The organism is Geobacillus sp. Sah69, from assembly GCF_001414205.1.
GTDB classification, from domain to species: domain Bacteria; phylum Bacillota; class Bacilli; order Bacillales; family Anoxybacillaceae; genus Geobacillus; species Geobacillus stearothermophilus.
Window position 1 is genome coordinate 40,199 of sequence record NZ_LLKS01000056.1, and the last position, 26,436, is coordinate 66,634.

Genomic DNA, 26,436 nt, shown 5'->3' on the forward strand with positions numbered 1-26,436 from the left:
CCTTCACCCGCTCCGGCCGTCCGGCGCGCCAAGCAACGGGAACGCGGCGATCGTCTCGTATTTCGGCGTTTTCTCCATATTCGTCCGGTACAGCACGATTTCCGGCACCGAAAACACCGTCGAAGCGGCTGGAAGCGAACGGAGCGCCTCCGGCTGAAACGGCGCCTCGCCCTGCCATTTGCGGGCGATCGTAATATGCGGGGCAAACGGCCGCCGGTCGAGGGAAAAGCCGAGCGCAAGGCACGCTTCATACACATCGCGTCGCAGCTCGTTCAACGCAGCCTCCTCTTTCACCCCTTGCCAAAAAATGCGCGGCGCCGTCCGCTCCCCGAACGTCCCCAGTCCGGCAAGCGCGAGGGAAAACGGGGCGCTTTTGGCGGCGACGGCGGCCATCGCTTCACACAGCGGCGCCATTTTCCCCGGCGGCACATCGCCTAAAAACGCGAGGGTGATATGATAATCCTCTTCATGCACCCATGTGCGAAACGGCAGCGATGACGACGCATCCCCCGAAAATCGGGCAATGGCTTGTTTCGCTTCAGACGTCAGCGGAACAGCGATAAAATAATGGCTTCGTTTCACTTCTCTTCACCTGCCGTTCGTTCTCGTTTTGCGAGCAAAAGGAGCACGAGCACACCCACGATCGTGCAGATGCTAAAAAACAAGTAGACAGCGCCGATCTGCCAACGCTCAAGCAAATATCCACCCACCAACGTGCAAAACCACGCGCCAAGGCCGTTGCCGACCGCTGAGTATAACGCCACCGCCGTCGACTGCACCCGCTCCGGCGCCAGGCGGCGCGCATATTGCAGCGCCGTCGGGATCGCCAGACCGACCGAACAGCCTTGCACGACCGTCGTCATATACACAAACCAAAGCGGCGGGTCGGCCGCATACGCCAGCCAGCGAGCCGCCGAGATGAGCGCCGCCAATAGAAGAAGCCGCACCATGCCGAAACGGCCGATGAGCCGATCCGCCGCTTTCATAAACGGCGCCTCGCTGCCGGCGGCAAACAAAAAAGCAAGGCCAATGCCGGTCAACGTCCCGCCCAGCTCATGAATGAGCAACCCGAAATACGAATTGTTGGCCAAAATCGGGCCAAACAATAAAAACGTCGCCACAAGCAGCAGCCGAAACGGGCGGGACGCCAGCAGCCCGCGCACGTCCTGCCGCGTCAGCGCCCCCGGCGCCCCCATCGGATAGCGCGGCAGGCGGGTGGCCAAAGCCGCCGCAGTGAGCAGCGCCAACGAAAAGGCGTAAAAAATGACCGCAAAGGCGATATGATCAGACAGCCAGCCGACGGCCAGCACCGCCATCGCAAACCCAAGCGACCCCCACAGCCGGATCGCCCCGTAGTTTCCTCCCTGTTCGTGCACATGGCGAAGGGCGAGGCTGTCGGAAAGCGGAACGATGGCGCTTTGCATCGCTGACAGCAGCACGGTGAGCACAACAAACAGCCGATAGCTGCCGGCGAGCGCATACATGACCCCAAACAGCGCCGCCAGAACGAGCGCTACCAGCAAAAGGCCGACCGGTTTGCGCGTGTAATCGGCCGCCGTGCCCCAAAGCGGCTGGGCCGCCATCGTCACGATCGGAGGAAGAGACATGATCCAGCCGATCGCCGCCCCCGAAAGGCGCGCCTCTTCCTGCAAATAGACGGACAAAAGCGGAAACAACGCGCCAAAAGCAAAAAAGATGAGAAAGTAAAAGAGCGGAAACACCGTTTTTCGCGCTGCCGTCCCCCGTTTGAACGCCGCTCCCATCCCGTCCCCCCCTTTCGTTAAAACAACGCCCGCCCCGCTCTCTTTTTCGCCGGAGCGGCGGACCGCCGTTTATTTCGCCAGCTCGTAGATCGCCTGCGCGTAAATGGCGGTCGCTTTCACCAAATCGTCGATTTCGATATACTCATCTTTCTGGTGGGCGACATCCGGACGGCCCGGAAACAACGCGCCAAACGCCACCCCGGCGGTCAAGGCGCGGGCGTATGTGCCGCCGCCGATGGCCAAAAGCCGGGCCGGCTCGCCCGTCTGCTCTTCGTAGACGCGCTGAAGCGTGCGGACAAGCTCGTGGCTCGGATCGATATAATGAGGTTTCGTATCGCTGAAACGGCTGAGCGCGAATCCATGTTCAGCCGCAGCGCCGGCGAGCGTCCGGCGGATCGCGTCGCCGTCGGCCGTCACCGGATAGCGGATGTTCAGCCCAATCGTTCCGCCATGCCGCCGGTCATACGACAGCACCCCGACGTTGACGGTCAAGTCGCCGCTTTGTTCGTCCCGATACGCAAGGCCGAGCCGCCGGCCGCGGGCATCGCCGAAAAAGGCGGAGGTCACAAACTGAACGAACGGCCGGCTTCGGCCATCGAGCGGAAGCGACGCCAAAAACTGCGCCAAATAGACGCCGGCGTTTTTGCCGCGCTCCGGCTCAGCGCCATGAGCGGACACCCCTTCCAATTGAAAGACGACGGCCCCTTCGCTTTGCCTCATGCTCCCCTTTACGCCGCGCTCTCGGCAAAACTGTTCATAGAGGCCAAGCAGCTCCTCCGTCCGTCCCGCTCCTTCCACCACCGCTTCGGCCGCATCCGGCACCATATTGTAGCGGCGCCCGGCTTGGAATGAGACAAGCGCGAGCCCTTCCGCCTCCGTCGATTCAGGCGGTCGGTACGACAAATCGGCGTCAATGATTCCTTTTTCGGCATGAATGATCGGAAAATCAGCATCCGGCGCAAACCCGACATCCGGCATTTCTTCCCGCTGAAAATAATGAGCGACGCAACGCCAATCGCTTTCCTCGTCGCCGCCGAGGATAAGCCGCACCCGCTTGCGGAGCGGCAAGCCGAGTTCTTTGACGATTTTCAAGGCGTAAAACGCCGCGACGGTCGGCCCTTTGTCATCGATCGCCCCGCGCCCGTAAAGGCGGCCATCCTTGACCTCAGCAGCAAACGGATCAACGGACCAGCCGTCCCCTGCCGGCACGACGTCCAGATGGCCGAGCACGCCGATGAGCTTCTCCCCTTCTCCCATTTCGATATGACCGGCATAGCCGTCGACGTTTTTAATGCGAAATCCTTCTTCTTGACCGCGAGTTAACATGTAATCGAGCGCCTCCGCCACCTTCGGGCCAAACGGCGCCCCCGGTTTCGCCCCGCCGTCATCGCGGACGCTCGGAATGCGGACAAGCGCTTTCACGTCGCGGACAAGATCGTCTTTTCGTTTCTTCGCTTCGTTCATCCAGTCGATGTTCAACGCCATTCTTCCTTTCCTTATTCAACACCCTTTGTTGCCAACGTATCATATCAAAAACAGGAAGTCAAAATGTTTCATTCGTTGCAAATCGATTTCCGTTTCATGACAAAATGTTGAAATTTTTCGTGAATAGAGGCAACCGGGTAGCATTTTCCCCCTCATTTCGTGTACAATGGTAGTAAACAGACAAAGACATCTCTCATCTGCTAGCAGTCGGTTGTGCCATGCGAATGATGCTAAGATAGGGAGTGGTCTTTTGAAACCTTCAACACATCGGATGCTTACCCGCATCAAATCCGTGTATATGTACATTAGCGAAAAAGGAACGGTTACGACCCAAGAGCTTGTTGATGAGTTCGGCACCACCCCACGAACGATCCAGCGCGACTTAAACGTGCTTATGTACAACGATCTCGTTCTCAGCCCAAGCAAGGGCAAATGGACGACCACAAACAAAAAAGTGCGCATCTCTTCGTAAACCCGGTGCCAATAGGGTAGGCAAGATGGGAGATGAACGCGAACCATTTTTCCGCAGATGAATATCCACTATTTTTCCATAAAAAAGGAACCGCGTCAGGTTCCTTTTTTTTCGTCCGTCTCTGGCCGGTATTGCTTCAACATGTCCACCTCTTCGTCCGTCAATTCCCGATACTCACCGACCTCCAAATCCGGGTCAAGGGCGAGCGGCCCCATTTGAATTCGTTTTAAATAGACGACCCGCTTGCCGACCGCTTGAAACATCCGCTTCACTTGATGGAACTTCCCTTCGGTGATCGTCACCTCGACATCGGAACGAAGGCCGGATTTCAACACAACGAGCTTGGCCGGTTTTGTTTCATAGCCGTCATCAAGGACGACGCCGCGCTGAAACGCCGCGACATCCGCTTCCGTCACTTCCCCGTCCACGACGGCAAAATACGTTTTCGGCACGTGTTTTTTCGGCGACAACAGCTGATGGGCGAGCTGGCCGTCATTCGTCAAGAGCAGCAGCCCTTCCGTATCTTTGTCAAGCCGCCCGACCGGAAACGGGGAAAACGCCCGGTCTTCTTCTTCAAGCAAATCGACGACCGTCTCTTCCACGGCATCTTCCGTCGCGGAAACGACCCCCGAAGGCTTATTCATCATCAAGTAAATGAATGGCTTGTACTCGACCGTTTCTCCCCAAACGGTCACGATTTGCTCATCCGTCCGCACTTTCGTTTTCGCATCACGAACCGGCGCGCCGTCCACTTTCACCGCTCCGGACTTGAGCAGCTTTTTCACTTCCTTCCTCGTCCCATACCCCATATGGGCGAGCAGCTTGTCAATGCGCAGCTCCACAAATCTCCCTCCTAAAAAAATGGCCTTCATTAGGCGTTCATCTAGTCCGCTTCCGCCTTCCCCCCATACACTGTGAAGGAAACATCAAGAAGGGGGATTTACCGATGAATGAATATTACTATTATGTCCCAACGTTGGATGATTACCGTCAACAGCCGCCAGCCAGCCAATTTTGGCCCGGATACCCAGGCGGGCCATTCGCCAACTGGGCGCGGCGCATCGAACGGCTTGAGCGGGCCGTCGAACGGCTCGACCGCCGGCTCGACCGGGTGGAAAGCCGCCTCGATCGCGTCGAACGCCGGCTCGGCCTGTCGTAAGCGAAATGGAGAAAGAAGGCGGGGACGACCGCCTTCTTCTTTTTTTGCCGCAAGCCGAACGGCATGGGGGAGGGCGAAAAACAGCCGTCGTCGAACCCTTTCGCTCGGGCGCCGCGATGTTCGCAAGAAGCGCCGTCCGCCAGGCTCCCGGCCTAAACGAGCCGCTTCTAGGAAACGGCCGATCCCCCCATACACCCTCGTCTACGATACCGCCTTTTTCTCTTTCCGGCGCCAAAACGCAAACCGGTCGCCAAACAGCGCCGAAAACAACCCGAAGCGGATGCTGAGAAACAAGTAGACGGCCGCCCCGACCGCTGCGCCGATGGAAACAGCGCCCACCGATTCAGCGGTGCCGGCGCGGTAATCGATCCATCGGGACGCCAGCGCCTCGACCCCCATAACCGCCGCTGACATCGCCGCCGTCAGGATGGCCATAAACGCCGTCCGGCGGGCGACAAACCGATAGCGGTAGCGCGTGCGGCGCTGAATGACCCATAAGTTGAACGCCACCGAGACGAAATAGCCCGCCATCGTGGCCACAATGGCCCCGACGGCCGACCATTTCATAATGAGCGGCGTGTTGAGCAAAAGCTTCACAAGCAAGCCGGCTGTCAAACTGACGACCGTAAACCGCTGCTCGTTGATGCCTTGCATGATCGCCGCCGTCACAGAAAACAAAGCGTACAAAATCGCCGCCGGCGCATACCAGCGCAACACTTGTTCACCAAGCGGATCATAGCTGTAAAACGAGCTGTACACCGGCCCTGCCAGCACCGCCATGCCAATCACCGCCGGGAGCGTTAAAAACATGAGCACTTGAAACGTCTGGTTCAAATATTGCCGCAGCGCTTTCCGGTCTTGCGCGACATACGCTTTCGTAATCGTCGGGATGAGCGCCAAGCTGAACGAGGTCGCGAGCGTCACGGGGATGACGACGAGCTTTTGCGCCCACATGTTGAACACGGAATACGCGTGCTCCGCGATGCTCCCGCGGCCCGCCGCCGCCATCGCGTGATTGAACGTAAACTGATCGACGAGCTGGTACAGCGACATCGACAAGCCGACAAAAACAAACGGAATCGAAGAAAGAAGCAGCTCTTTATACATCGCCAAAAGCGACACGTCCGCTTCGCCGCGGTCACGCGCAAGCAGCGACTGCAAATACGGACGCCGCTTCCACCAATAGACAAGCAACACCAAAAGCCCCGCCGCCGCCCCGACAAACGCGGCAAACGTCGCCGCGCTCACAGCGGAGACGATCGAGCCGTCCATCAGGCGCAAAATGACGTAGCACGCCCCAAGCAAAAACGCGATGCGCGCGATTTGTTCGACGACTTGCGACAGCGCCGTCGGGCCCATCGACTCATGTCCTTGGAAAAATCCGCGGATCAAGCTCATCACCGGCACGATGAGGAGCGCAAAGCTGACCGCGCGGATGACGGCCGTGACGTCGTCGACCGAGTTGACGTTCGTTTTCGCATCGATGACGTGCGGCGCCAAGATGGGCGCCAGGGCGTACAAAATGAGCCATGAGGCGATGCCGCTTGCGATCATCAAGACAAGGCCGGAGCGAAAGAGCCGATAGCCGACGCCGTATTCCCCAAGCGCGTTGTATTTCGACACAAACTTTGACACCGCCACCGGCAGCCCGCCGGTCGCCAAGCTCAAAAAAATTTGGTACGGCACATAGCCGTATCCGTACAGCGCCCCGCCGCGCTCGCCGACAAGATGGTAAAACGGGATGACGTAAAATAAACCAAGAAGGCGAGAAATCATCACGCCAGCCGTTAAAATAAACGTGCCGCGCAGCAGTTTCGATGTTGACATATGACCCCTTCCCTAGCCATGGACGTTGAAAATGATAACGTATCTATTTTACCATAGTTGTCAATGGAACGAAAAATATCGGCCACGCGCAAAAAGAAAGGGTGGAATGAACATGGGATACGACGTCATCATCATCGGCGGCGGTCCGTCCGGGCTCATGGCGGCCATCGGCGCCGGCGAAGAAGGGGCGAAGGTGCTCTTGTTGGAAAAAGGAACGAAGCTCGGGCGCAAGCTCGCCATCTCCGGCGGCGGACGCTGCAACGTGACGAATCGGCTGCCGGTGGATGAAATGGTCCGCCATATTCCCGGCAACGGCCGCTTTTTATACAGCGCCTTTTCCGTATTTAACAATGAAGACATCATCCGCTTTTTTGAGCGGCTCGGCGTGCCGCTCAAGGAGGAAGACCACGGCCGCATGTTTCCCAAAAGCGACAGCGCCCAGTCGGTCGTCGACGCGCTTGTTCGCGAATTGTCGCGCCTTGGCGTCGATGTTCGACTTGAATCGCCAGTGGCGGACGTGTTGTATGAACAAGGAAAAACAGTCGGTGTCACGCTGAAAAGCGGGGAGACGATCCACGCCCGTGCGGTTGTCGTCGCCGTCGGCGGCAAATCGGTGCCGCAAACCGGCTCAACAGGCGACGGCTATCCGTGGGCGGAAAAAGCGGGCCACACGGTGACCGAATTGTTTCCAACCGAAGTTCCGATCGTCTCGCATGAGCCGTTCATCCGAGAGCGGACGCTGCAAGGCTTGTCGCTGCGCGACGTCGCGTTAAGCGTCTTAAAGCCGAATGGCAAACCGATCATCACCCACCGGATGGATATGCTGTTTACGCACTTCGGCATTTCCGGCCCAGCTGCTCTCCGCTGCAGCCAGTTTGTCGTTAAGGCGTTGAAAAAAGCGGCGGACGGCGCGGTCAAAATGAGCATCGACGCGCTTCCGGACGTGACGCAGGAAGAGCTGTTTCAACAGTTCGCCAAGCTGTGCAAAGAGGAGCCGAAAAAGGCGATGAAAACGATCGCCAAAACGGTGCTTCCCGAGCGGTACGCCGTCTTTTTGCTCGAGCGGGCCGGCATCGACCCGCACGCCTCTGCCGGCACGGTCGGCCATGAGGCGCTGCGGGCGTTTGTCCGACAGTGCAAACAATTTACCTTTTACGTCCACGGCACGCTGCCGCTTGAGAAAGCATTCGTCACCGGCGGCGGCGTGTCGGTCAAAGAAATTGAGCCGAAAACAATGGCCTCCAAATGCATGGCCGGCCTTTACTTTTGTGGGGAAATTTTGGACATTCACGGCTACACGGGCGGCTACAACATCACCGCCGCCCTTGTCACCGGGCGGCTCGCCGGCGTGAACGCCGCCCGCTATGCATTGGCGAAAAAAAACGGGGCGAGCGGCTCCGCGGGGCAGACAGCAACGAATTGACCGCCGTCCTCATGCCCCTCGGGTGCTCCGGGGCGTTCGCTGACATTCCGACAACGCCCGTCTTCAAGGCGGGCGATCGCAAAATTTCGCCGTCTGAAATGGAAATGCCGAAACGAAAAAAGCGTCGCCCGCTTTGGGGGGATCAGCACGAAAACGGCCAAAGAATCCCGCAGTCTGGAGCCGTGTGAAGTGTCAAGTCCGGTAAATGACCATGGCGGAAAAACAGTAGATTTGCTCGCCTTCCGATTCCATCGCCGCCACGCTGTACTTGACATCGATCAACTGTCCGTCTTTCAATCGGGCTAAAAAATCATTGACCGCCGCTTCCAAATCTTTTTCATGCTCTTTATCAAACACTTTCACTTTGTACATCGCCATTCCCCCGTTTTCTTTTTCCTTTTCCACGCATTTAGGGAAAATCCTGCCCACAAAAGGCGTCACGCGCCCCCGAACAGCGGGACGCGTGACGTCAGAAACTTCATTCGTCTTAATACACTCCAACCGCATTGAACGCCTGTTTCACCGAGTTGACTTCTTGGCTTGTCGACCCGTACAAATCAGCGGCCGCTTGCACGCAGGCGGCGCGCAGCTGGCTGAAGTTCGACGTCGGCGTCAAATAGTAGACAAGCGCCCGGTAGAAAATTTTCCCCATTTTGTCGCGGCCGATGCCGGTGACGCTCACGCCGTAATGGACGCCGCCTTGGCTGAGCAAGTACGCCGCTTTATTGATGATGCCGCTGTTCGTATGGACGCCGCCGTTGTCTTGCGTGCCGGTTTATTTTACTGAAAATTATAACGTTTTTTCTGTCTGCTTCCATCGCCCTTCGGCACTAAAAAACAAAACAGGCGCCCCAAACGATTGGGACACCTGTCGAACAAAACGTGCAGGCCGCCTTCGGCTGCCGGCTGCATGTCGACCGAAACTGTGATGTCTCGTTAACATGGAAACCTTCTTCACGAAAGCCCACATCGCCATTCGCACGGACGCCCGGCCGCGGTCAGGCGGAAACGGCAGGCGCGACGAGGCATCATCGTTTCGGCACCGTTTCCCCTTCCCACTCAAGCATGCCGCCTGTCATGTTGCAAACACGGTAGCCGCGCTCTTGTAAATAGCGGCAGACGTTTTCGCTACGCCGCCCGGAGCGGCAGACGAAAATATATTCTTCATTGCGGTCGAATTCCTCAAGCCGATCGGGGATGTCGCCCATTTTGATATGCTTGGCGCCCGGAATCATACCGAGGGCGACTTCCTCGTCTTCGCGCACATCGACAATGTTCAGCTTTTCACCGCGTTCGAGTTTTTCCTTCACCTCAGCCGGGGTAATTTCTTTGATCTCTTCCATGGCGGACCGACTCCTTTCTTTGATCGTTTCAGCAAACGGTTCTTGCTTTTGGCCGCTTCGACAAACGGCGGCGAGAAAGCGCAGTTTCCCCGCCCGCTGCCTAAAAGCACATCGGCGATGGACGCCCGCTTCCGCGCCAAGCGGAGGGACAAAGCCGGCCCAGACGGCGCGGGCGCCGTTGCGGTTGCTTCGCAGGAAACGGCACGCGCCACCGCCTGTGCGGATCGAACAGCCAACGATCAGTTGGCGACGATATTGACGAGCTTGCCGGGGACGGCGATCACTTTGCGCACCGTTTTGCCCTCGAGCTGCTCTTTGATTTTTTCGTCGGCCAGCGCCCGCTCCTCGAGCGCTTCTTTTGGCAAGTCGGCTGGCACGTGCAGGCGCGACCGCACTTTGCCGTTGATTTGCACGACGATTTCGACGACGTCGTCGACGAGCTTCGTTTCATCATACGCCGGCCACGGTTCGTAGGCGATCGTGTCCGTATGGCCGAGCTTTTGCCACAACTCTTCGCCGATGTGCGGACAAACCGGTGACAAGAGCTTGACGAAGCCTTCCATGTATTCTTTTTTCATTTGCTCCGCTTTGTACGCTTCGTTGATAAACACCATCAGCTGCGAAATGGCAGTGTTAAAGCGCAAGCCTTCATAGTCTTCCGTCACTTTTTTCACCGTTTGATGATAGACGCGCTCGAGCGTATCGTTCGCCGGTTCGTCGACAATGTTCGGGTTCAGTTCGCCATTCTCGGTGACAAAGAGTCTCCAGACGCGGTCGAGGAAGCGCCGCGCCCCGTCAAGCCCTTTCGTCGACCAGGCGATCGACGCTTCAAGCGGCCCCATGAACATTTCATACAGCCGCAGCGTGTCGGCGCCATGGCTTTCGACGATATCGTCCGGGTTGACGACGTTACCTTTGGATTTGCTCATTTTTTCGTTGTTTTCGCCCAAAATCATCCCTTGGTTGAACAGCTTTTGGAACGGCTCTTTCGTCGGCACGACGCCAAGGTCGTAGAGAAACTTATGCCAGAAGCGGGCGTACAGCAAATGCAAGACCGCGTGCTCCGCCCCGCCGATGTAGACGTCGACCGGCAGCCATTTTTTCAATTTCTCCGGATCGGCGAGCTGCTTGTCGTTGTGGGGGTCGATGTAGCGCAAGTAATACCAGCAGCTGCCCGCCCATTGCGGCATCGTGTTCGTTTCGCGCCGCCCTTTTTTCCCGGTTTTCGGGTCGACAACATTGACCCATTCTTCGATGTTGGCCAGCGGCGACTCGCCCGTTCCCGACGGACGGATTTCATCCGTTTTCGGCAACACAAGCGGCAATTCCTCTTCCGGCACCGGCGTCATCGTGCCGTCTTCCCAATGGATGATCGGAATCGGCTCGCCCCAGTAGCGCTGGCGGCTGAACAGCCAGTCGCGCAACCGGTACGACACTTTTTTCCGCCCTTTGCCATGCTCCTCAAGCCAGGCGATCATTTTGTCGATCGCTTCCTGCTTGTTCAAGCCGTTTAAAAACTCGGAGTTGATATGCTCACCATCTCCGGTGTACGCTTCCTTTTCGATATTCCCGCCGGCAACGACTTCTTTGATCGGCAAGTGGAATGTTTTCGCGAATTCATAGTCGCGCTCATCGTGCGCCGGCACAGCCATGATCGCTCCGGTGCCGTAGCTCATCAAGACGTAGTCGGCGATCCAAATCGGAAGCCGATCGCCGGTGACCGGGTGAATGGCGTACGCGCCGGTGAACACACCCGTTTTTTCTTTCGCCAAATCGGTGCGCTCAAGGTCGCTTTTGCTTTGAATTTCCTTTAAGTAGGCGTCAACGGCTGGCTTTTGCTCCGGCGTTGTGATTTTTTCCACGAGCGGATGCTCCGGCGCCAAGACGGTGTACGTCGCGCCAAACAGCGTATCGGGCCGCGTCGTGAAGACGGTGAACGTTTCGTCATGGCCGTCGACGGCGAACTCGATTTCCGCTCCCTCCGAACGGCCAATCCAGTTGCGCTGCATTTCCTTAATGCTTTCCGGCCAGTCGAGCTCTTCTAAGTCTTCGAGCAGCCGGTCGGCGTAGGCGGTGATTTTCAGCATCCATTGCCGCATCGGCTTGCGGATGACCGGATGCCCGCCGCGCTCGCTCCGGCCGTTGATCACCTCTTCGTTCGCCAGCACGGTGCCGAGCGCCGGGCACCAGTTGACCGGCACTTCATCCATGTAGGCGAGCCCTTTTTCATACAGCTTCAAGAAAATCCATTGCGTCCATTTGTAATAATTCGGGTCGGTCGTGTTGATTTCACGGTCCCAGTCGTATGAGAACCCGAGCGATTTGATCTGCCGGCGGAAGTTGTCGATGTTCTTTTGCGTAAACTCCGCCGGGTCGTTGCCGGTGTCAAGCGCATATTGCTCGGCCGGCAGCCCAAATGCGTCCCAGCCCATCGGGTGAAGGACGTTGTACCCTTGCATCCGCTTCATGCGCGCCAAAATGTCGGTTGCCGTATATCCTTCCGGATGGCCGACGTGCAAGCCGGCGCCGGACGGATACGGGAACATGTCGAGCACATAAAACTTCGGCTTGTCGTCATCATCGGGCGTGCGGAACGTTTTGTTTTTCTCCCAATAGTCCTGCCATTTTTGTTCAATTTCGCGGTGGTTGAAGCTCATCGCAGCACTCCTCCTATCCAGTTCTACTTGCATCATAGACGAAAATATGTACAAAAAAACCCCTCATCCCGAACAAAAGGGACGAGAGGAACGCTTCCCGCGGTACCACCCTTTTTTGGCGCGCCTATGGCGCACCCGCTTTGTTCCTTAACGCAGATTCACGGCCGGCGTTATCGGCCGCAGCCGTTCACGCCGGCAACTCCGAGGCGAGTTCGCGGATTGACTTCGGTTGACTCGCACCGACCGTCAACTCTCTGCCGTCCATCAAGCCCGCTACTATTCCTCTTCACCGTTGTTCGCTTTATGATGACAAATTTATTATTATTGTAAAAAATTTGTCGATCGATTGCAAGCGAAAAACTAGACGGTCACAGCCGTTTTTTCCCCCGCCTCTTCCGCCCGCTTCGGCAGCCCCCGGTCATACACGAGCGCCGCGCCGGCGGCCAGCAGAGCGAAGGCGACAAGCAATCCGATGAGCGGTTTCATTCCGAACGCATCGGCGACCCACCCGCCGAGGACCGGCCCGATCATCCGTCCAGCCGTGGCCGTGCCGTTGACGATCCCTTGGTAAAACCCGGCTCTCCCCAGCGGCGCCAGCTCGTTCACCACCGCCGGAATCGCCGGCCAGACGATCATTTCGGCGATCGTGAGCACAACCATCGACGTCGCAAATTGCAAAAGTGAATCCGCGCCAAACAATATCGCAAACGAGACGGTGAAAACGGCGAACCCGATGGCGATCTGCCGCTTCATCCCCGGCATAAAGCGGCGGACCAACGGCGCCAACAGCGGCTGGCCGAGCACGATCAAGGCGCCGTTGATCGTCCAAAGCAAGCTGTAGTGATGAACCGGAATGGAAAGCTCGCGCGTATAGGCGGCGATCGTCGTCGACCATTGGACGTAGCTCATCCAGCATAATCCATAGCCGGCGCAAAGAAGGACAAGGGCGCGGATGTGCGCCCGGGGCGCCCCGTCCCCCGTTCGGCGCTTCCGCTCTTTTCTCCGCAGCGGCGGAAGCGGCATGCGCCGCAGCCCAATGACGACCGTCGCCAAAAAAGCGGCATACAGCCAAACGTTCGCCCAAAACACGAGCGCAAACGAATGCGAGGCGACAACGCCGCCAAGCGCCGAGCCGGCGGCGACGCCGATGTTTTGCGCCACATACAAGGCGTTGAATGCCCGCCGTCCCCCTTCCGGCCAAACCGCCCCGACATACGCCGACGCCGCCGGAAAGACGACGCCGTTGCCGATGCCGACAAGCGCCAGCCAGACGGCATAATGCGGCCAACCATGCCAGACGCCCAAACCGGCAAGCGCCGCCATCGTCAGGCACGCTCCGGACACGAGCGTGCGAAACCCGCCGATCCGGTCAAACAACATGCCGCCGAGCAAGCTGCCAATGACGCTGCCGCCGGAGTTGAGCATCAGCACCGCTCCCGCTACGGCGAGCGGCTGGCCGAGCTGTTCATGCAAATAAATGGTATTTAGCGGCCATAAAAACGACGCTCCTGTGACATTGAGCGCCATGCCGACAAGCAGCCACCAAAGAGCGCGGGGCATCGGTCATCATCCTTTTCGTCTGCTATTTCGACTCCCAAACTAATTGTATGTGGGAAAGCGAAAAAAAGCAATCAAAAAAAGAGGGCGGCATGGCGCCCTCACAGACAGCGGCGCGTCACCCGTTCCGCTGCTTGGAGCGGGCCGGCTGGCCACCTGTTTGTTCATACTGTTTTTTCGCCAGTTTCACCGGATCAAAGTCTTGGCCGAGTTCCAAATCGTTGTTGTTGTGACCGTTGCGCGTTTTTTGCTCCGGGTTCGTTTGTTTCAGACGTCGCTTCATTCCTTGTTCCTCCTTGTGTTCGCCATCAAGCAGACAGCCGCCCTGCGGTTGCTTTCCGTTTCACCGGTCAGGCAACATCCGCTTGTTATGCACCAGGACCTTCGATAGCGGCCATCGTGCAAAGCTCTTGTTTCATCGGTCAAGCAAAATCATCTCGTTTTGCAGCTGCTCAAGCTGAAGCCGCATCCGATGCAGCTGTTCGCGCTGCTGGGCGTTGCAACTTCGCGCCAAGTGAGCCAAATCGTTGACTGTCTGCTCAAGCATTTGCTGGGCGTTTGTGTATTCCGTGATGTTGTAGTGCTCTTGCTTTTGCGCTTCCGTATATTGTTCTTTCGCAAAGCGGATGACGTCTTCGCACCGCTGCAAAAATTCTTCCACCGATTGTCTTGTCGCCATGCGCTCACCTCTTTTCATGATGTTCCCTCATCTTTACTATGCGCCGACGCTTTCATCTGTATCACGTCAATGATTGGCAACAGTCGCTTTTTGCCGCCATCCGTGGTACAATGCAAGGATGATGCCATTTCAGCACAAGGAGAGAACGGCCGTGACAAACGCAATCCCATTTCCATATGCCGCCGACGGAAAACGGTATCACACATGGAACTGCCATTTGCAGCAAACGTTCGGCCCAAACGTGTTCAAAGTCGCCCTTGACGGCAGGTTTGACTGCCCGAACCGCGATGGGACGGTGACGTATGGCGACTGCACGTTTTGCAGCGCCGCCAGATCGGGCGATTTTGGCCCGATGTGGAGCGTCAACAAATGGGAAGGGCTAAACGCCATTGACGCTGAACTCAAGCGGCGGGACAGCTTTCAAGGAAAGCGGCGCGAACAGGGGGTGGCAAACGCATGGCCATCATGAATATTTTGCCGTTTGCCCGCTTTTTGCTTGATCAAGCAGTCAACGAAGGCGACATCGCCGTCGATGCGACGGTTGGCAACGGCCATGACACCGTCTTTTTAGCCGAGCTCGTCGGGGAGCGCGGGCATGTGTTTGGTTTTGATATTCAAGCCGAAGCGATCGCGGCGGCCAGAGCCCGCCTCGCCGAACACGGGCTGGACGGGCGGGTGACGCTGTTTCAGACAAGCCATAGCCTGCTGCTCGAAACGCTCCCCAACTCCGTTCACGGACGCATCGCCGGCGCCGTGTTCAACCTCGGCTATTTGCCGGGCGGCAATAAGCAAATCGCCACCCAGCCGGAATCGACGATTCAAGCGGTCGAGCAGCTTCTTTCCATCCTAAAGCCGGGCGGCATCATCGTTCTTGTCGTCTACCACGGCCATCCGGAGGGAAAGCGCGAACGCGACGCGCTCCTTGATTACGTCCGCTTTCTTGATCAACGGCGCGTCCATGCCTTGAAATACGAATTCATCAATCGGCAAAACAACCCGCCGTTTTTGATCGCACTCGAGAATCGGGCGGATGGGAGCGCCTGATTCCGTCCGATCCGCCGACGAACCACTGCTCTCGCCAGTACAAGCAAACGGCTGCCCTTACGAAAAGGACAGCCGTTTTTGTCGCTCCTGCCAAAAGCGGTACGCTTTTCCGTTCCAATAAAAAAACATCGACGCCGCCCCGCCGGCGCGGACGAGCCGGCGCGCCAGCCGGTGCAGACCGCGTTGCTTTTTCACCTTGGCATCCGACAAATACAACCCAAGAAGCCCTCGGTGAATAAGGCGGTGAAACTGGCCGTGCGGAAGGGCGCCGACATGGCGGTCGGCCTCTTCGATGAAATGGCAAAGCCGCTCAAGCATCACCGTTTCATTCGGATAGTAAAAGCAAAAATTCAAATCGCCGCCGGCTCGATCTTCCTCTTGATCGATCAAATAGTCGAGCAAAATGTGCAGCCCTTGAATGTATGGAAAATAACCGTCGCGCACTTGTCTCGCCATCTCCGGCGGCAGCGATTCGCCAAACGCATAGGCGACGAGACAGAAAATACCGAGCGTCGAACCGGAGCAGGCGGAAAACTCATACCACTCCATCGGCGGCAAGGCGTCTTTGTATTGCGCGAACCATTTCTCCAGCCGCGGCACCCGCTCGCTCGCTTCGACATGTTTATGCACTTGCAAGTCGCAATAATATCCGGCCAATTCATGCAAAAATGGGGCGATCGTCTCATAATGGCGCACCGTCTTGAGCACCTCTTGGCACGTGCGGACAAGCGCCGGCAAATAGCCGCCGTCTTCCTGTTCGCGGCGATGGCGGTAATAGTTCGACGGCTCGGCGCCGATTGTCAACGCGTCCGGCATCGAATCGTGCAAGGCGCGAAAGTCGAGCGGATCGAGCGAGGTGCTGCGGTCGCACAAATTATCCAAATAATCGCTAATCGTCTGGTAAGCCACGATAAAGCGGATGCAATCCTCCATGTTTTCTCCGGCCAAAAGCGCCAAAATGGAGCCGCCTTCGCAATGGAACGTTTTCGACGCGATGCTCGCCAAGGCCTGGCGCCGAAGCTCCGGGTCGGGAATGCGCTCGGCCTGGCGCCGCCAATAGGCAAGCTCGCGGTGGACAAGCGGAAGCACGTCACGATACACCATTTTCATCAAGGCGATGGGGTTTTTCGGAATGTTCAATCGGTTCACCTCAGGTGCAAACACCATGGTCTCGTCTCCTAGCATTTCCATCTTATCGGCAACCAAAATTGTTTCGCGTCTGAACAGCTTGCGATCTCGTCTTCCAGTATTGCCATCAATGCGGCCGGGGCAAATCATAAAAGGGTTGGCGACGGAATGAAAAAGCCGCTCAACAACGGTTCTTCTCACGTTGAGAAGCTTTTTGAAATCGGATCTTCTTCCCCGATCCCAACCACTCATCGGGCGAAACGAAACATTTTTCACCAATCCCGATTAGGCGCGCTCGCTTTCGTTGGCGATTTGGACGCAGCGTTGTACAATACATGGTGAACGATCGATTTTGCAACAGAAAGGAACGAACGCCCATGATTTACCCATACAAAGGCAAAACGCCGCAAATTGCCGCCTCCGCCTTTATCGCCGACTATGTGACGATCACCGGCGATGTCGTGATCGGCGAAGAGACAAGCATTTGGTTCAATACCGTCATTCGCGGCGATGTGGCACCAACGGTGATTGGCAACCGGGTCAATATTCAAGATAACTCAATTTTGCATCAAAGTCCAAACAATCCGCTTATCATTGAGGACGGGGTGACGGTCGGCCATCAAGTCATTTTGCACAGCGCCATCGTTCGCAAAAACGCGCTCATCGGCATGGGCTCAATCATTTTGGACCGCGCGGAAATCGGGGAAGGCGCGTTTATCGGCGCCGGCAGTTTAGTGCCGCCGGGCAAAAAAATTCCACCCAACACGCTCGCCCTCGGCCGGCCGGCGAAAGTCGTCCGCGAACTGACGGAAGACGATATCCGCGAAATGGAGCGCATCCGCCGCGAATATGTCGAGAAAGGGCAGTATTACAAAGCGCTGCAGCAACAGCGGACATCGTGCGCCGACAAAAAAGAGCTACCGTGATCAGGCAGCTCTTTTTCTTTCATCACTTGTCCGCCAGCGCCAGCGCTTGTTCTCTCAGCGTCGTCGCTTTATCAGTGCGCTCCCACGGCAAGTCGATGTCCGTACGCCCAAAATGGCCGTAAGCAGCCGTCTGTTTGTAAATCGGGCGGCGCAGGTCAAGCATTTTGATGATGCCCGCCGGGCGGAGATCGAAGTTGCTGCGCACGACCTCAATCAAAATATCTTCCGACACTTTGCCGGTGCCGAATGTATCAATGGAAATCGATACCGGACGGGCGACGCCGATCGCGTAGGCGAGCTGCACTTCGCATTTGTCGGCCAGTCCTGCCGCGACGATGTTTTTCGCGACATAGCGGGCCGCATACGCTGCCGAGCGGTCGACTTTCGTCGGATCTTTGCCCGAGAACGCGCCACCGCCGTGGCGGGCGTAGCCGCCGTACGTATCGACGATGATTTTGCGCCCCGTCAACCCAGCATCCCCTTGCGGACCGCCGATGACAAACCGTCCTGTCGGGTTGATGAAATAGTTCGTGTTCTCATCAAGCAGCTCCGCGGGCACGACCGGCTTGATGACCTGCTCTTTAATGTCGCGCTCGATTTGCTCTTGCGTAATTTCCGGATGGTGCTGCGCGGAAACGACGATCGTATCGACGCGCACCGGTTTGCCGTTTTCATCGTATTCGATCGTCACTTGCGTTTTCCCGTCCGGCCGCAAGTACGGCAAGACGTCCGTTTTGCGCACTTCCGCCAATCGGCGCGCCAAGCGGTGCGCAAGCGAAATCGGCAGTGGCATCAATTCTTCCGTCTCATTGCAGGCGAACCCAAACATCAATCCTTGGTCGCCGGCGCCGATCGCTTCAATTTCCTCATCAGTCATCTGACCTTCGCGCGCCTCGAGCGCCCGGTCCACCCCCATCGCAATGTCCGGCGATTGTTCGTCAATCGACGTCAGCACCGCGCACGTATCAGCGTCAAATCCGTATTTGGCGCGCGTGTAGCCGATCTCCCGGATCGTATCGCGGACGATGCGCGGAATGTCCACGTATGTTGATGTCGTGATTTCCCCGCTCACGAGCACCAGCCCGGTCGTGACGCTCGTTTCGCAGGCGACGCGGGCGGTCGGATCTTTTTCCAAAATGGCATCCAAAATGGCGTCAGAAATTTGGTCGCAAATTTTATCCGGATGTCCTTCCGTCACAGACTCTGAAGTAAACAAGCGGCGTTTGGCTGACATTCGGTTTGTTTCCTCCTCTTGGCATAATGTGGCGACACGGAACTCATTTCCCTTTTTCCCTTCGCAATATAAAAAACCTTTCCTGTAACGGCTGAGGAAAGGTCATGGCAATCGTATTGCTTCCTTTCACTCTTATCGTTCAAGGACTGCGCCTTGCCACAGGTTAGCACCATTTCACACATGTCCAGTTGTGACGGTTGCTGGGCTTCATCGGGCCTGTCCCTCCACCGGCTCGGGATAAGAGTATCCGTTCAATGACTTATCTTATCGCAACGGAATCGGCAAAGTCAACTATCAAAATTCATTTTTTATCATTTCCAGCCGAGAAAATTATTTCCTCAAGGAAATCGACACATTGGGCAAAAATAAAGTTTGAAAAACCCACGCAATTAGTATGGGCTATTAATAAAAATGTGTTATACTATTTTCAAGAGTGATTACAAAAAGAAGGCAGGTTTTGAACATGGGGATCGCAAACATGACGAATAAGCTTGATTTATTGCTACAAAAACCGTACGTACATCACCAATTGTCCGTCGCCGAGCTCGTCGAGAAAGTCCTGCAACGGAACGAAGGACGGCTGACCCACACCGGAGCCGTCGCGGTGACAACCGGCAAGTACACGGGGCGGTCGCCGAAAGACAAATACATCGTCGAAGAACCGTCCACGAAGCAAACGATCGACTGGGGAACGGTCAACCAGCCGATGTCTCCGGAAACGTTTGAGAAACTGTACGACAAAGTGCTCGATTATTTAATGAAACAAGATGAACTGTTCGTCTTTAAAGGCTTTGCCGGCGCCGATCCGAAATACCGGCTGCCGATTCAAGTCGTCAACGAATTCGCCTGGCACAACTTGTTCGTCCATCAGCTGTTCATCCGCCCGAGCGCCGAGGAGCTCGCCGCGCACGAGCCGCAATTCACCGTCATTTGCGCGCCGAACTTTAAAGCCGACCCGAAGGTGGACGGGACGCGCTCGGAAGCGTTCATCATCATCTCGTTTGAACGGCGCACCGTGTTGATCGGCGGCACCGAGTATGCCGGCGAAATGAAAAAATCGATTTTCTCGGTCATGAACTATGTGCTGCCGGAACAAGGCATCCTGCCGATGCACTGCTCGGCCAACGTCGGGCAGGAAGGCGACGTCGCCCTCTTTTTCGGCTTGTCGGGAACGGGAAAAACGACGCTCTCGACCGACCCGAACCGCCGCTTGATCGGCGATGACGAACACGGTTGGTCAAGCCGCGGCATTTTCAACATCGAAGGCGGCTGCTATGCGAAATGCATCAAGCTATCGCGCGAGAAAGAGCCGCAAATTTTTGACGCCATCGGCTTCGGCGCGGTGCTCGAAAACGTCGTTCTCGATGACGCGACGCGGGTGCCGAATTACGACGACGGCACGCTGACGGAAAACACACGCGCCGCCTACCCGCTTCAGGCGATCCAAAACATCATCGACCCGAGCGTCGCCGGCCATCCGTCCACGATCGTGTTTTTGACAGCCGATGCGTTCGGCGTCCTGCCGCCGATCAGCAAGCTGACGCGCGAACAGGCGATGTACCATTTCTTAAGCGGCTACACAAGCAAGCTCGCCGGCACCGAACGCGGCGTCACCGAACCGGAAGCAACGTTCTCAACGTGCTTCGGCGCACCGTTTTTGCCGCGCCCGGCCGTTGAGTACGCGGAAATGCTCGGGCAAAAAATCGCCGAACACAACGTCCGCGTCTTTTTGGTCAACACCGGCTGGACAGGGGGGCCGTACGGCGTCGGAAGCCGCATGAAGCTCGCCTACACCCGGGCGATGGTGCAAGCCGCCGTCAAAGGGGAGCTCGACAACGTCGAAACGGTCAAAGATCCGATTTTCGGCCTCGCCATCCCGACCCGCGTCCCGGGCGTGCCGGATGACGTCCTGCAGCCGCAAAACACATGGGCCGACAAACAAGCATACGAACAAAAAGCAAAAGAGCTAGCGCAAAAATTCCGCGCCAACTTCCAAAAATTCGCCCACATCGATCCGTCCATCGAAAAACTCGGCGGACCGCTCGTGTAACAAGAACCCAGCCGGACAGGGAGCCGTTCCCTGTCCGGCTGTTTTTTCGAACGCATAAAATGATTGTCGTCGATCCCCCGGGATTTTTGTACGATTGGAGGTCGACGACAATGCGAAGGCGGGTTTACTTCTTCAGCTGTTCAATCTTTTCCGCCGGCAGCCCGGTCAGCTCGTGGATCGTGTCGACATCGTACCCTTTCGCCAACATTTTCTTCGCGATGTCGATTTTCCCTTCCTCAATCCCTTTTTGGCGCCCTTGCTTCATCCCTTGTTTGACTCCTTGTTGAATTCCCTTTTCCATTCCCCGCTGTTCGTACGAGACGATGAGCTCCATCACTTGCTTCGCTTCCTTCGTTTCCATTTGGCTCACCTCGTTTCGCAGTTTGGCTTCCTCCTCTTCGGACAACCGCAAATACGTTTCAAAAAAACCGAACAACAGCCGCTGTTTCGCCTCATCGAGCTCAAGGCGGACGAGCATGCGCAAAAATTCTTTTTTCACTTCGACCTTTTCTTCTTCATTATACCCCATTTTGCTTAACAAGGCAGCGGCGACGGGATTGTCATGGCGGATGTACGCGCGCCACGGCAGTTTGCGCAGCTCCACCGTCAGAAAGCGGAAGTCGAGAACGGTCAAAAACGGAAACTGGACGACCAATGAGGAAGGTTCATCGTGGTGTTCATCATAGCTGAAGATGGCGATCGGAAGAATGCGGCGGCGGTATTTTTGAAACAAGCGGCTGAAGTAGAGGAACATTCGCTCGGGGAAGGTCCGCTGTGCGTAGCTTTGGTGTTCGACATGGACGATGATGAGCCCTTCCTCCCCCTTCATCTTCGTTTCGACCAACAAGTCGACGCGATGCTTCTCTCCGGCCGTCACGTCGGTAAACAGTTCTTCTGTGAGGAAAGAAAGGTGGCGAACGTCGATGTGCTCGTACACGTTGGGAAAGAAAAGAAGCAAAAACTCTTCGAAAAACGTCGACAGCAGCTCTTTGAACAACCGGTCGTGATCGATTCGCGGTTTGGCCACGTTTCCCCTCCTTGCGGCATCGAATTCATCGTATGATATTCGCTCTCCGCGGCCAAACTCCTTCTCCTCCCCCCTACTTTTTTTATGGTATGATCAAACGTCGCACAGGAAATCCTCAAGCAAAGGCTATTTTTATGCTTGTCTGAACCGGCCTGACGCCACAAGTTAACTATAGACGGAAAAAACTTGAGCCAAGAGCGCAAACCGTTCTTCCGTTTGCGCTCCTGTCCGATGAACCCGTTCAGCTCTCATTCAGCCGCTTCATGGTGTGCAGCCTCGTTCAATTCGTCGAATACAGGCTGACGAGCTCATACGTCACCGTCGTCCGACTGTCTTCCCATTCGAGCTTTCTCACGACCGCGACGCCGCTCGCTTCGCTTTGCACCGTCCGGCGCACTTCAAGCGGCACGTCAAGCGGATACAAGCGGTAGCCTTCTTTTTTCAACACAAACACATTTCCTTGAACGCGCTGTTCCTTTCCTTTTGTCACAATGACCGTCTGCAGCTCCATCGGCATGCCCATATGATTCCAACCTCCTTGGCACCCCATCGATTCGTTGGCGGCCGCGCCGCCACCCGAGCGGCGCACGCAGCCGCCCCTCTAGTTGTATCGTATCACATCGTCGGCTGTTGTTTCATCCATTCCGTGAGCCTTTGCACCGTCTCGCGATTGGCTTGCGGCGGAAAATAGTGGGTGAACTCAGGGAAGTACCAAGCCGTGACCGGTTTGCCGAGCTGCTTCAGCCGCCGTTCCAGCCGCCAGGCGTGCTCAATCGAGACGTTCTCATCGCGCTCGCCGTGGATGATGAGCACCGGGGCCTTGAGCCGTTCCAGATGATAGAGCGGCGTGCGGTGCCGGTAGCGCTCCGGGCATTTGTTCGGCGTCCCGCCGATGACGCGCTTCATCATCCGCCGCAAGTCAGGCCGCTCCCAATACGTAAGCTCCATATCCGCCACCCCTCCCCAGACCGCCACCGAACAGACCCCCTCGGCCATTAGGGAGGCATGGAGCGCCATCGCCCCGCCGCGCGAGAAGCCAAACACGTGCACGCGCCCGGGATGGACGAGCGGATGGCGGCGAAGGAGATGAAACCCAGCGAGCGCGTCATAACGGTCTTCACCGGCAAAATCTTCGTTTCCTTCTCCGCCCCCATTGCCGCGATAGAGCGGAGCGAAGACGACAAACCCGTGCGAAGCGAATTGGACAAGGCGCGGCACCCGCACTTGCCCGACGTTTTTGATGCCGCCGCGCAAATACAAAAACCCGTCATAAACGCCTTTTCGCTTCGGCGCCGCTAAAAATCCTTTCACCTTCAGCCCTTGGGACATATAGGTGACAAAGAACACATCGATTCCCGGATGCGGCGACGGAAACCGGTATTGGTCGATGATGTCCCCGTCCATACGCCTGCCTCCTTCCTACGCGAAAACAGATGATGCGAACCACCCGTCATCATCCCCCAACGCCTTCTTTCATTAGGGCAAGTGGGGCTGTCCAACTGCCTCGCCGCTCTTGCATGCCGTCCCTTGGCCGAGCGTCAGCTTGAAAAAGCCCTCGAGCGCGAGGAGCGTCCCGACCGCCGCCCGTTCTCGTTCGACCGCCCATTTTTTCTAGACATTCACACATTTTGGCTGCGTGCATACGATAAGGTGAAACCACGGTTTACCGCATGCGAACCAAGGGGGGTTAACGAACATGAAAAAATGGGCCGTATGGTTATGCTCGCTTCTGCTGCTTTTGCCGCTTTCCGCCTGCACGAATGACGGGGGCCAAAGCGAAAAGCCGCTCCAAAAAGTGCGGCTCGCCGAAGTGACGCACTCGATTTTTTACGCACCACAGTACGTCGCCCTGGCAAAAGGCTTCTTTAAAGAAGAGGGGCTGGATGTCGAACTGACGACGACATGGGGCGGCGACAAAACGATGACGACGCTGCTTTCCGGCGGCGCGGACATCGCCCTTGTCGGCTCGGAAACGTCGATTTACGTCTACAGCCAAGGAACGGACGACCCGGTCATCAACTTTGCCCATGTGAACTTAACTTTTAAACAGGTTTATAACGTCTTGATTGTTCCTTCTCAACGATAATACTCTAACCATAAACGAAAAACAATAAGGCGGATCACTCCGCCTTCTTTTTTTATGATGGACAAAAAAGGCCTACTCAAAGCGAGTAGGCTCATTCTTTCAATAAAGCTGGATGCACAAAATATTGTGGAGCAACGTTTTCGAAGTTTTTGTAAGAAAAGTTCTTCCAGTTGATTTTGTCAGCTGTCGCACGATCTAGCCCAACCTTTAAAACAGTATCAACCGATTCATTTCCGTACTGATCGACAAGAGTAAGGTTCCACATTAAAACAGCTTCGCTGATCTCTTTATGTTTAAACATTTCTTGAAACAGGTCTTTACTATCCATTAAGATTCCATCTCTTGTCATATTAGTCGTTAAATTTTCATTAGCATACAACTTTGCGATAATGATTTTATCTGTCTTATCAGGTGTTCCTAAATTGTCATTGACTTGCAGTTCGATAATACGTTTTTCCCCCATATTCGATTTTTTACCAACTTTGTCATAGATGATTTCTTTTACAACCTCATCGATTGTTTTTTCTTGCTTTTTAGGTTCAGCCTTTTTAACTGGCTCCTCTTTTTTTACCTCTTCTTTTTTCGGTTCTTCTTTTTTCTCTTTCGGTTGAGCTACGACTGGTTTAGATTTTTGCTCATCAGATGATTTTTCGGGTTTTTGCTCTTTTGTCTTTCCTTTCTGCTGCTCTTGCTTTGGTTCCTTCGCTGTTTCGTTTGGCGGCTCTGCCGTCATCCCAAATACAATAAATCCTACGAGAGATACTGCTAAAGCAATAAGCGAGCGTTTAAATAGCGTTTTTGTTCCTTCTCTTTTTTTCGCAACCCCCGCGATGCCACGAACCAAATAAACAAGAAAAGCAACCACCGCAATAAGACTAATAACTAAAGCAACGTTGTCCATATTATCCCCCTTCTTTTTTATTCTCTCTGCCTATAATACCACTATTTTCCCTATTTTGTTTCAACAAAAATAAAAAAAGTCCCTGCCAAGCGGCAGGGATTATTTCACGCGTAATTTTTGTCCGACACGAATGAGATTCGGATTCTTGATGTTGTTGAGTTTCTGTAAAGTGGCTACTGTCGTTTTGTTTTTTGCCGCGATTCCAGACAGTGTATCTCCAGGTTTCACCGTGTAATATGACACATTGGCTTTAGGTGGACTCATTTTAGCCTTTACTCGTTGTTTGAAGTCTTCAAACGCCTTGGAATCCTTTACCCATGGCGCCGGACAATTTTTATGGGTAATATCGTAATGCCGCACAATGTCTTTAATTGGATCCAACTTAAATGTTTTGCAGAGCTCTACAAATACATCTTCTGTACGAGAGATGGTGTCTGGATGAAACGTGCCGTCTTTTTCCACACACATTTCCACACCGATGGATAGAAAATTCGCGTTCGGCTTCAGTTCCGGAACGCCGCGATACGTCCCGTCGTTCGCATGATAGGCGACTTCGTCAAGTGGAATGATGTTGATTGCTTCGTTTTTATCCACAAAAATATGCGCCGAGGCGTATCGTTGTGCTTGAATGATGGTTCGATCAAAATACGTGAAATGATTCGCTGCCGATGCGCCTGGATTTGCTGTCCAATGCAAGACAAGTTTTTTCACACCTTTGAGTTTTAACCCTGGACGCGAATACTTGTTCACACGAATAAACTTTTCTGTCCATACGCTCATTGTTTGTTCTCTCCCTTCTGATTTTCACTTTTCAACTGTACAAACACTTTCGAAACCTGTCCCGGGATAGACACTCCTAAACGGCCGAGATTTTCAATAAAGCTGATTCCTTCGTTACCAATCAAGAACATAATCATCGTATTGCGCATAAAATCGCCGCTCCCAGTCACCACATCCAGTTGGTTTGCTACAATGACAGCCAAGATCATCGCCATCTTTTTCATCAGTCCTCGAAACGCTGTTTTGGATGAAACTTCTTTTGTTCCAATAGCAACCATCAGACCTGAAATGTAGTCCACTGCCATCATGATTCCGAGTGCAATCGCAAGGTGATCCACCCCGCCAATTAAATAGGCGATAGCTGATGCGCTACCGCCTGTGATGGTTGTGTATAGCGTGTTTGTATTGTGCTTCATTTGCCTTCCTCGCTTTCTTTAAGGATAACAAGCACCCTCGGAAGTGTGCTTGTTGCGCATAATCGTCCGAATGTTCATTACTTCATGCTGTTAATTACTTGTGTTACGACGTCTTTTAGGTTGCTCAAGTTAGGCACTTGGTCAAGTGTATAAGTTCCTGCTAACACAAGACTTACCCAAACTTTTACTAACCCGCTGTTTTCAGTGAATACCATTTTACATACCTCCTGTCATTGTTGATAATAGCAGTGTCAATTCTGCTACTGCTTGTTGCGTTTCTTTTAGCTGTTCTGTAAGTGGTTTCTGATAAACCGGCTCTTGCGGCTCGGTTGCGTTCGGGTCGGGATAACTAAATTCAAGTTGTTTTGTTTCAGGATTTATACGATAAGCTGAACATATCCTAAAATCTTCTTCGTATTGTCCATATTCTAAATCAATATAATCAAATGAATCACGATTGCGTTTTGACAATTCTATAT

General features: G+C 55.1%; 27 protein-coding genes, 2 pseudogenes, 1 riboswitch and 1 other annotated feature. Of the genes and pseudogenes, 8 read left to right on the forward strand and 21 right to left on the reverse strand.

What is annotated here, in order from left to right:
• Nucleotides 1-3: 3 nt before the first annotated feature.
• The 3 genes from thpR to pepV form a co-directional block, all read right to left on the reverse strand.
• The gene (gene thpR, locus AP057_RS13250) at nt 4-582 is read right to left on the reverse strand and encodes an RNA 2',3'-cyclic phosphodiesterase (protein WP_049626118.1); all 579 of its coding nucleotides are present in this window, start codon (nt 580-582) and stop codon (nt 4-6) included.
• Complete coding sequence (gene malA / locus AP057_RS13255; RefSeq protein WP_055358938.1) at nt 579-1,763, reverse strand: maltose permease; 1,185 nt, start codon at nt 1,761-1,763, stop codon at nt 579-581. Before malA ends, thpR begins: the two co-directional genes overlap by 4 nt.
• Nucleotides 1,764-1,832: 69 nt before the next feature.
• A complete protein-coding gene (gene pepV / locus AP057_RS13260) occupies nt 1,833-3,248 on the reverse strand; it encodes a dipeptidase PepV (RefSeq protein ID WP_081106604.1) in 1,416 nt (471 codons plus the stop codon).
• Nucleotides 3,249-3,498: 250 nt separating this feature from the next.
• On the opposite strand from pepV, the gene AP057_RS13265 reads away from it, so the two are divergent.
• Nucleotides 3,499-3,720, forward strand: coding sequence for a DeoR family transcriptional regulator (locus AP057_RS13265; RefSeq protein WP_033014532.1), 222 nt, complete (start codon nt 3,499-3,501; stop codon nt 3,718-3,720).
• A gap of 95 nt (nt 3,721-3,815) precedes the next feature.
• Here AP057_RS13265 and AP057_RS13270 read toward each other — a convergent pair whose 3' ends face one another.
• Nucleotides 3,816-4,562, reverse strand: coding sequence for a pseudouridine synthase (locus tag AP057_RS13270; RefSeq protein WP_055358939.1), 747 nt, complete (start codon nt 4,560-4,562; stop codon nt 3,816-3,818).
• Nucleotides 4,563-4,666: 104 nt separating this feature from the next.
• Between AP057_RS13270 and AP057_RS13275 the strand changes: the two genes are divergently transcribed.
• The gene (locus AP057_RS13275; RefSeq protein WP_033006856.1) at nt 4,667-4,879 is read left to right on the forward strand and encodes a hypothetical protein; all 213 of its coding nucleotides are present in this window, start codon (nt 4,667-4,669) and stop codon (nt 4,877-4,879) included.
• A gap of 201 nt (nt 4,880-5,080) precedes the next feature.
• Here the strand turns inward: AP057_RS13275 and AP057_RS13280 are convergent, their stop codons facing one another.
• Nucleotides 5,081-6,706, reverse strand: coding sequence for a polysaccharide biosynthesis protein (locus AP057_RS13280; protein WP_055358940.1), 1,626 nt, complete (start codon nt 6,704-6,706; stop codon nt 5,081-5,083).
• A 112-nt stretch (nt 6,707-6,818) separates the two neighbouring features.
• On the opposite strand from AP057_RS13280, the gene AP057_RS13285 reads away from it, so the two are divergent.
• Nucleotides 6,819-8,129 (forward strand): NAD(P)/FAD-dependent oxidoreductase, encoded by a 1,311-nt coding sequence (locus tag AP057_RS13285; protein ID WP_055358941.1) that lies wholly within the window; start codon nt 6,819-6,821, stop codon nt 8,127-8,129.
• Between the two features lie 192 nt (nt 8,130-8,321).
• On the opposite strand, the gene AP057_RS13295 is transcribed toward AP057_RS13285, so the two are convergent.
• The 7 genes and pseudogenes from AP057_RS13295 to AP057_RS13325 all read right to left on the reverse strand — a co-directional run bounded on the left by AP057_RS13295 (nt 8,322) and on the right by AP057_RS13325 (nt 14,365).
• On the reverse strand, nt 8,322-8,501 hold the full coding sequence (locus AP057_RS13295; RefSeq protein WP_008880941.1) for a sporulation protein Cse60: 180 nt from the start codon (nt 8,499-8,501) through the stop codon (nt 8,322-8,324).
• 115 nt (nt 8,502-8,616) lie between these two features.
• Nucleotides 8,617-8,904 (reverse strand): annotated as a pseudogene (locus tag AP057_RS13300) (peptidase M4 family protein); the annotation flags it as partial.
• Between the two features lie 253 nt (nt 8,905-9,157).
• Nucleotides 9,158-9,472 (reverse strand): rhodanese-like domain-containing protein, encoded by a 315-nt coding sequence (locus AP057_RS13305; RefSeq protein WP_050367712.1) that lies wholly within the window; start codon nt 9,470-9,472, stop codon nt 9,158-9,160.
• A 239-nt stretch (nt 9,473-9,711) separates the two neighbouring features.
• Nucleotides 9,712-12,129, reverse strand: coding sequence for a leucine--tRNA ligase (gene leuS / locus AP057_RS13310; protein ID WP_055358943.1), 2,418 nt, complete (start codon nt 12,127-12,129; stop codon nt 9,712-9,714).
• A gap of 74 nt (nt 12,130-12,203) precedes the next feature.
• Nucleotides 12,204-12,428, reverse strand: a binding site (T-box leader).
• Between the two features lie 61 nt (nt 12,429-12,489).
• A complete protein-coding gene (locus tag AP057_RS13315) occupies nt 12,490-13,689 on the reverse strand; it encodes an MFS transporter (protein WP_050367713.1) in 1,200 nt (399 codons plus the stop codon).
• Between the two features lie 115 nt (nt 13,690-13,804).
• Nucleotides 13,805-13,969 carry a hypothetical protein gene (locus AP057_RS13320; protein WP_033009817.1) on the reverse strand — a complete coding sequence of 55 codons (165 nt, stop codon included), beginning with the start codon at nt 13,967-13,969 and terminating at the stop codon, nt 13,805-13,807.
• Nucleotides 13,970-14,101: 132 nt separating this feature from the next.
• Nucleotides 14,102-14,365 (reverse strand): YtzC family protein, encoded by a 264-nt coding sequence (locus AP057_RS13325; protein WP_033009819.1) that lies wholly within the window; start codon nt 14,363-14,365, stop codon nt 14,102-14,104.
• A gap of 121 nt (nt 14,366-14,486) precedes the next feature.
• On the opposite strand from AP057_RS13325, the pseudogene AP057_RS16585 reads away from it, so the two are divergent.
• Together AP057_RS16585 and AP057_RS13335 are read left to right on the forward strand one after the other, a co-directional pair.
• Nucleotides 14,487-14,711: pseudogene (locus AP057_RS16585) on the forward strand (hypothetical protein); the annotation flags it as partial.
• 110 nt (nt 14,712-14,821) lie between these two features.
• On the forward strand, nt 14,822-15,409 hold the full coding sequence (locus AP057_RS13335; protein WP_055358945.1) for a class I SAM-dependent methyltransferase: 588 nt from the start codon (nt 14,822-14,824) through the stop codon (nt 15,407-15,409).
• A 57-nt stretch (nt 15,410-15,466) separates the two neighbouring features.
• On the opposite strand, the gene AP057_RS13340 is transcribed toward AP057_RS13335, so the two are convergent.
• Nucleotides 15,467-16,576, reverse strand: coding sequence for a tetraprenyl-beta-curcumene synthase family protein (locus tag AP057_RS13340; RefSeq protein WP_081106603.1), 1,110 nt, complete (start codon nt 16,574-16,576; stop codon nt 15,467-15,469).
• A gap of 338 nt (nt 16,577-16,914) precedes the next feature.
• Between AP057_RS13340 and AP057_RS13345 the strand changes: the two genes are divergently transcribed.
• The gene (locus tag AP057_RS13345; RefSeq protein WP_011232320.1) at nt 16,915-17,463 is read left to right on the forward strand and encodes a gamma carbonic anhydrase family protein; all 549 of its coding nucleotides are present in this window, start codon (nt 16,915-16,917) and stop codon (nt 17,461-17,463) included.
• A gap of 22 nt (nt 17,464-17,485) precedes the next feature.
• Here AP057_RS13345 and metK read toward each other — a convergent pair whose 3' ends face one another.
• The gene (gene metK / locus AP057_RS13350) at nt 17,486-18,697 is read right to left on the reverse strand and encodes a methionine adenosyltransferase (RefSeq protein ID WP_055358946.1); all 1,212 of its coding nucleotides are present in this window, start codon (nt 18,695-18,697) and stop codon (nt 17,486-17,488) included.
• Nucleotides 18,698-18,826: 129 nt separating this feature from the next.
• A riboswitch (SAM riboswitch) is annotated at nt 18,827-18,941 on the reverse strand.
• 219 nt (nt 18,942-19,160) lie between these two features.
• On the opposite strand from metK, the gene pckA reads away from it, so the two are divergent.
• Nucleotides 19,161-20,747: a phosphoenolpyruvate carboxykinase (ATP) gene (gene pckA, locus AP057_RS13355; protein WP_055358947.1), complete on the forward strand. Its 1,587-nt coding sequence runs from the start codon at nt 19,161-19,163 to the stop codon at nt 20,745-20,747.
• A 124-nt stretch (nt 20,748-20,871) separates the two neighbouring features.
• On the opposite strand, the gene AP057_RS13360 is transcribed toward pckA, so the two are convergent.
• The 3 genes from AP057_RS13360 to AP057_RS13370 all read right to left on the reverse strand — a co-directional run bounded on the left by AP057_RS13360 (nt 20,872) and on the right by AP057_RS13370 (nt 23,178).
• Nucleotides 20,872-21,774, reverse strand: coding sequence for an Rpn family recombination-promoting nuclease/putative transposase (locus tag AP057_RS13360; RefSeq protein ID WP_055358948.1), 903 nt, complete (start codon nt 21,772-21,774; stop codon nt 20,872-20,874).
• A gap of 280 nt (nt 21,775-22,054) precedes the next feature.
• The gene (locus AP057_RS13365) at nt 22,055-22,297 is read right to left on the reverse strand and encodes a DUF2584 domain-containing protein (RefSeq protein WP_011232325.1); all 243 of its coding nucleotides are present in this window, start codon (nt 22,295-22,297) and stop codon (nt 22,055-22,057) included.
• 92 nt (nt 22,298-22,389) lie between these two features.
• Complete coding sequence (locus AP057_RS13370; protein WP_049625028.1) at nt 22,390-23,178, reverse strand: S9 family peptidase; 789 nt, start codon at nt 23,176-23,178, stop codon at nt 22,390-22,392.
• 292 nt (nt 23,179-23,470) lie between these two features.
• Between AP057_RS13370 and AP057_RS16590 the strand changes: the two genes are divergently transcribed.
• Nucleotides 23,471-23,860, forward strand: a complete 390-nt coding sequence (locus tag AP057_RS16590) for an ABC transporter substrate-binding protein (protein WP_235468572.1) — start codon at nt 23,471-23,473, stop codon at nt 23,858-23,860.
• A 91-nt stretch (nt 23,861-23,951) separates the two neighbouring features.
• Here AP057_RS16590 and AP057_RS13380 read toward each other — a convergent pair whose 3' ends face one another.
• The 4 genes from AP057_RS13380 to AP057_RS16595 all read right to left on the reverse strand — a co-directional run.
• Nucleotides 23,952-24,761, reverse strand: coding sequence for a hypothetical protein (locus AP057_RS13380; RefSeq protein WP_055358949.1), 810 nt, complete (start codon nt 24,759-24,761; stop codon nt 23,952-23,954).
• 99 nt (nt 24,762-24,860) lie between these two features.
• A complete protein-coding gene (locus AP057_RS13385; RefSeq protein ID WP_055358950.1) occupies nt 24,861-25,541 on the reverse strand; it encodes a LysM peptidoglycan-binding domain-containing protein in 681 nt (226 codons plus the stop codon).
• Nucleotides 25,538-25,957, reverse strand: coding sequence for a holin family protein (locus AP057_RS13390; RefSeq protein WP_055358951.1), 420 nt, complete (start codon nt 25,955-25,957; stop codon nt 25,538-25,540). The genes AP057_RS13385 and AP057_RS13390 overlap by 4 nt, the downstream gene beginning before the upstream one ends.
• A 216-nt stretch (nt 25,958-26,173) precedes the next feature.
• Nucleotides 26,174-26,436 (reverse strand): hypothetical protein (locus AP057_RS16595; protein WP_082432216.1); only part of this gene is annotated, 263 nt, incomplete at its 5' end.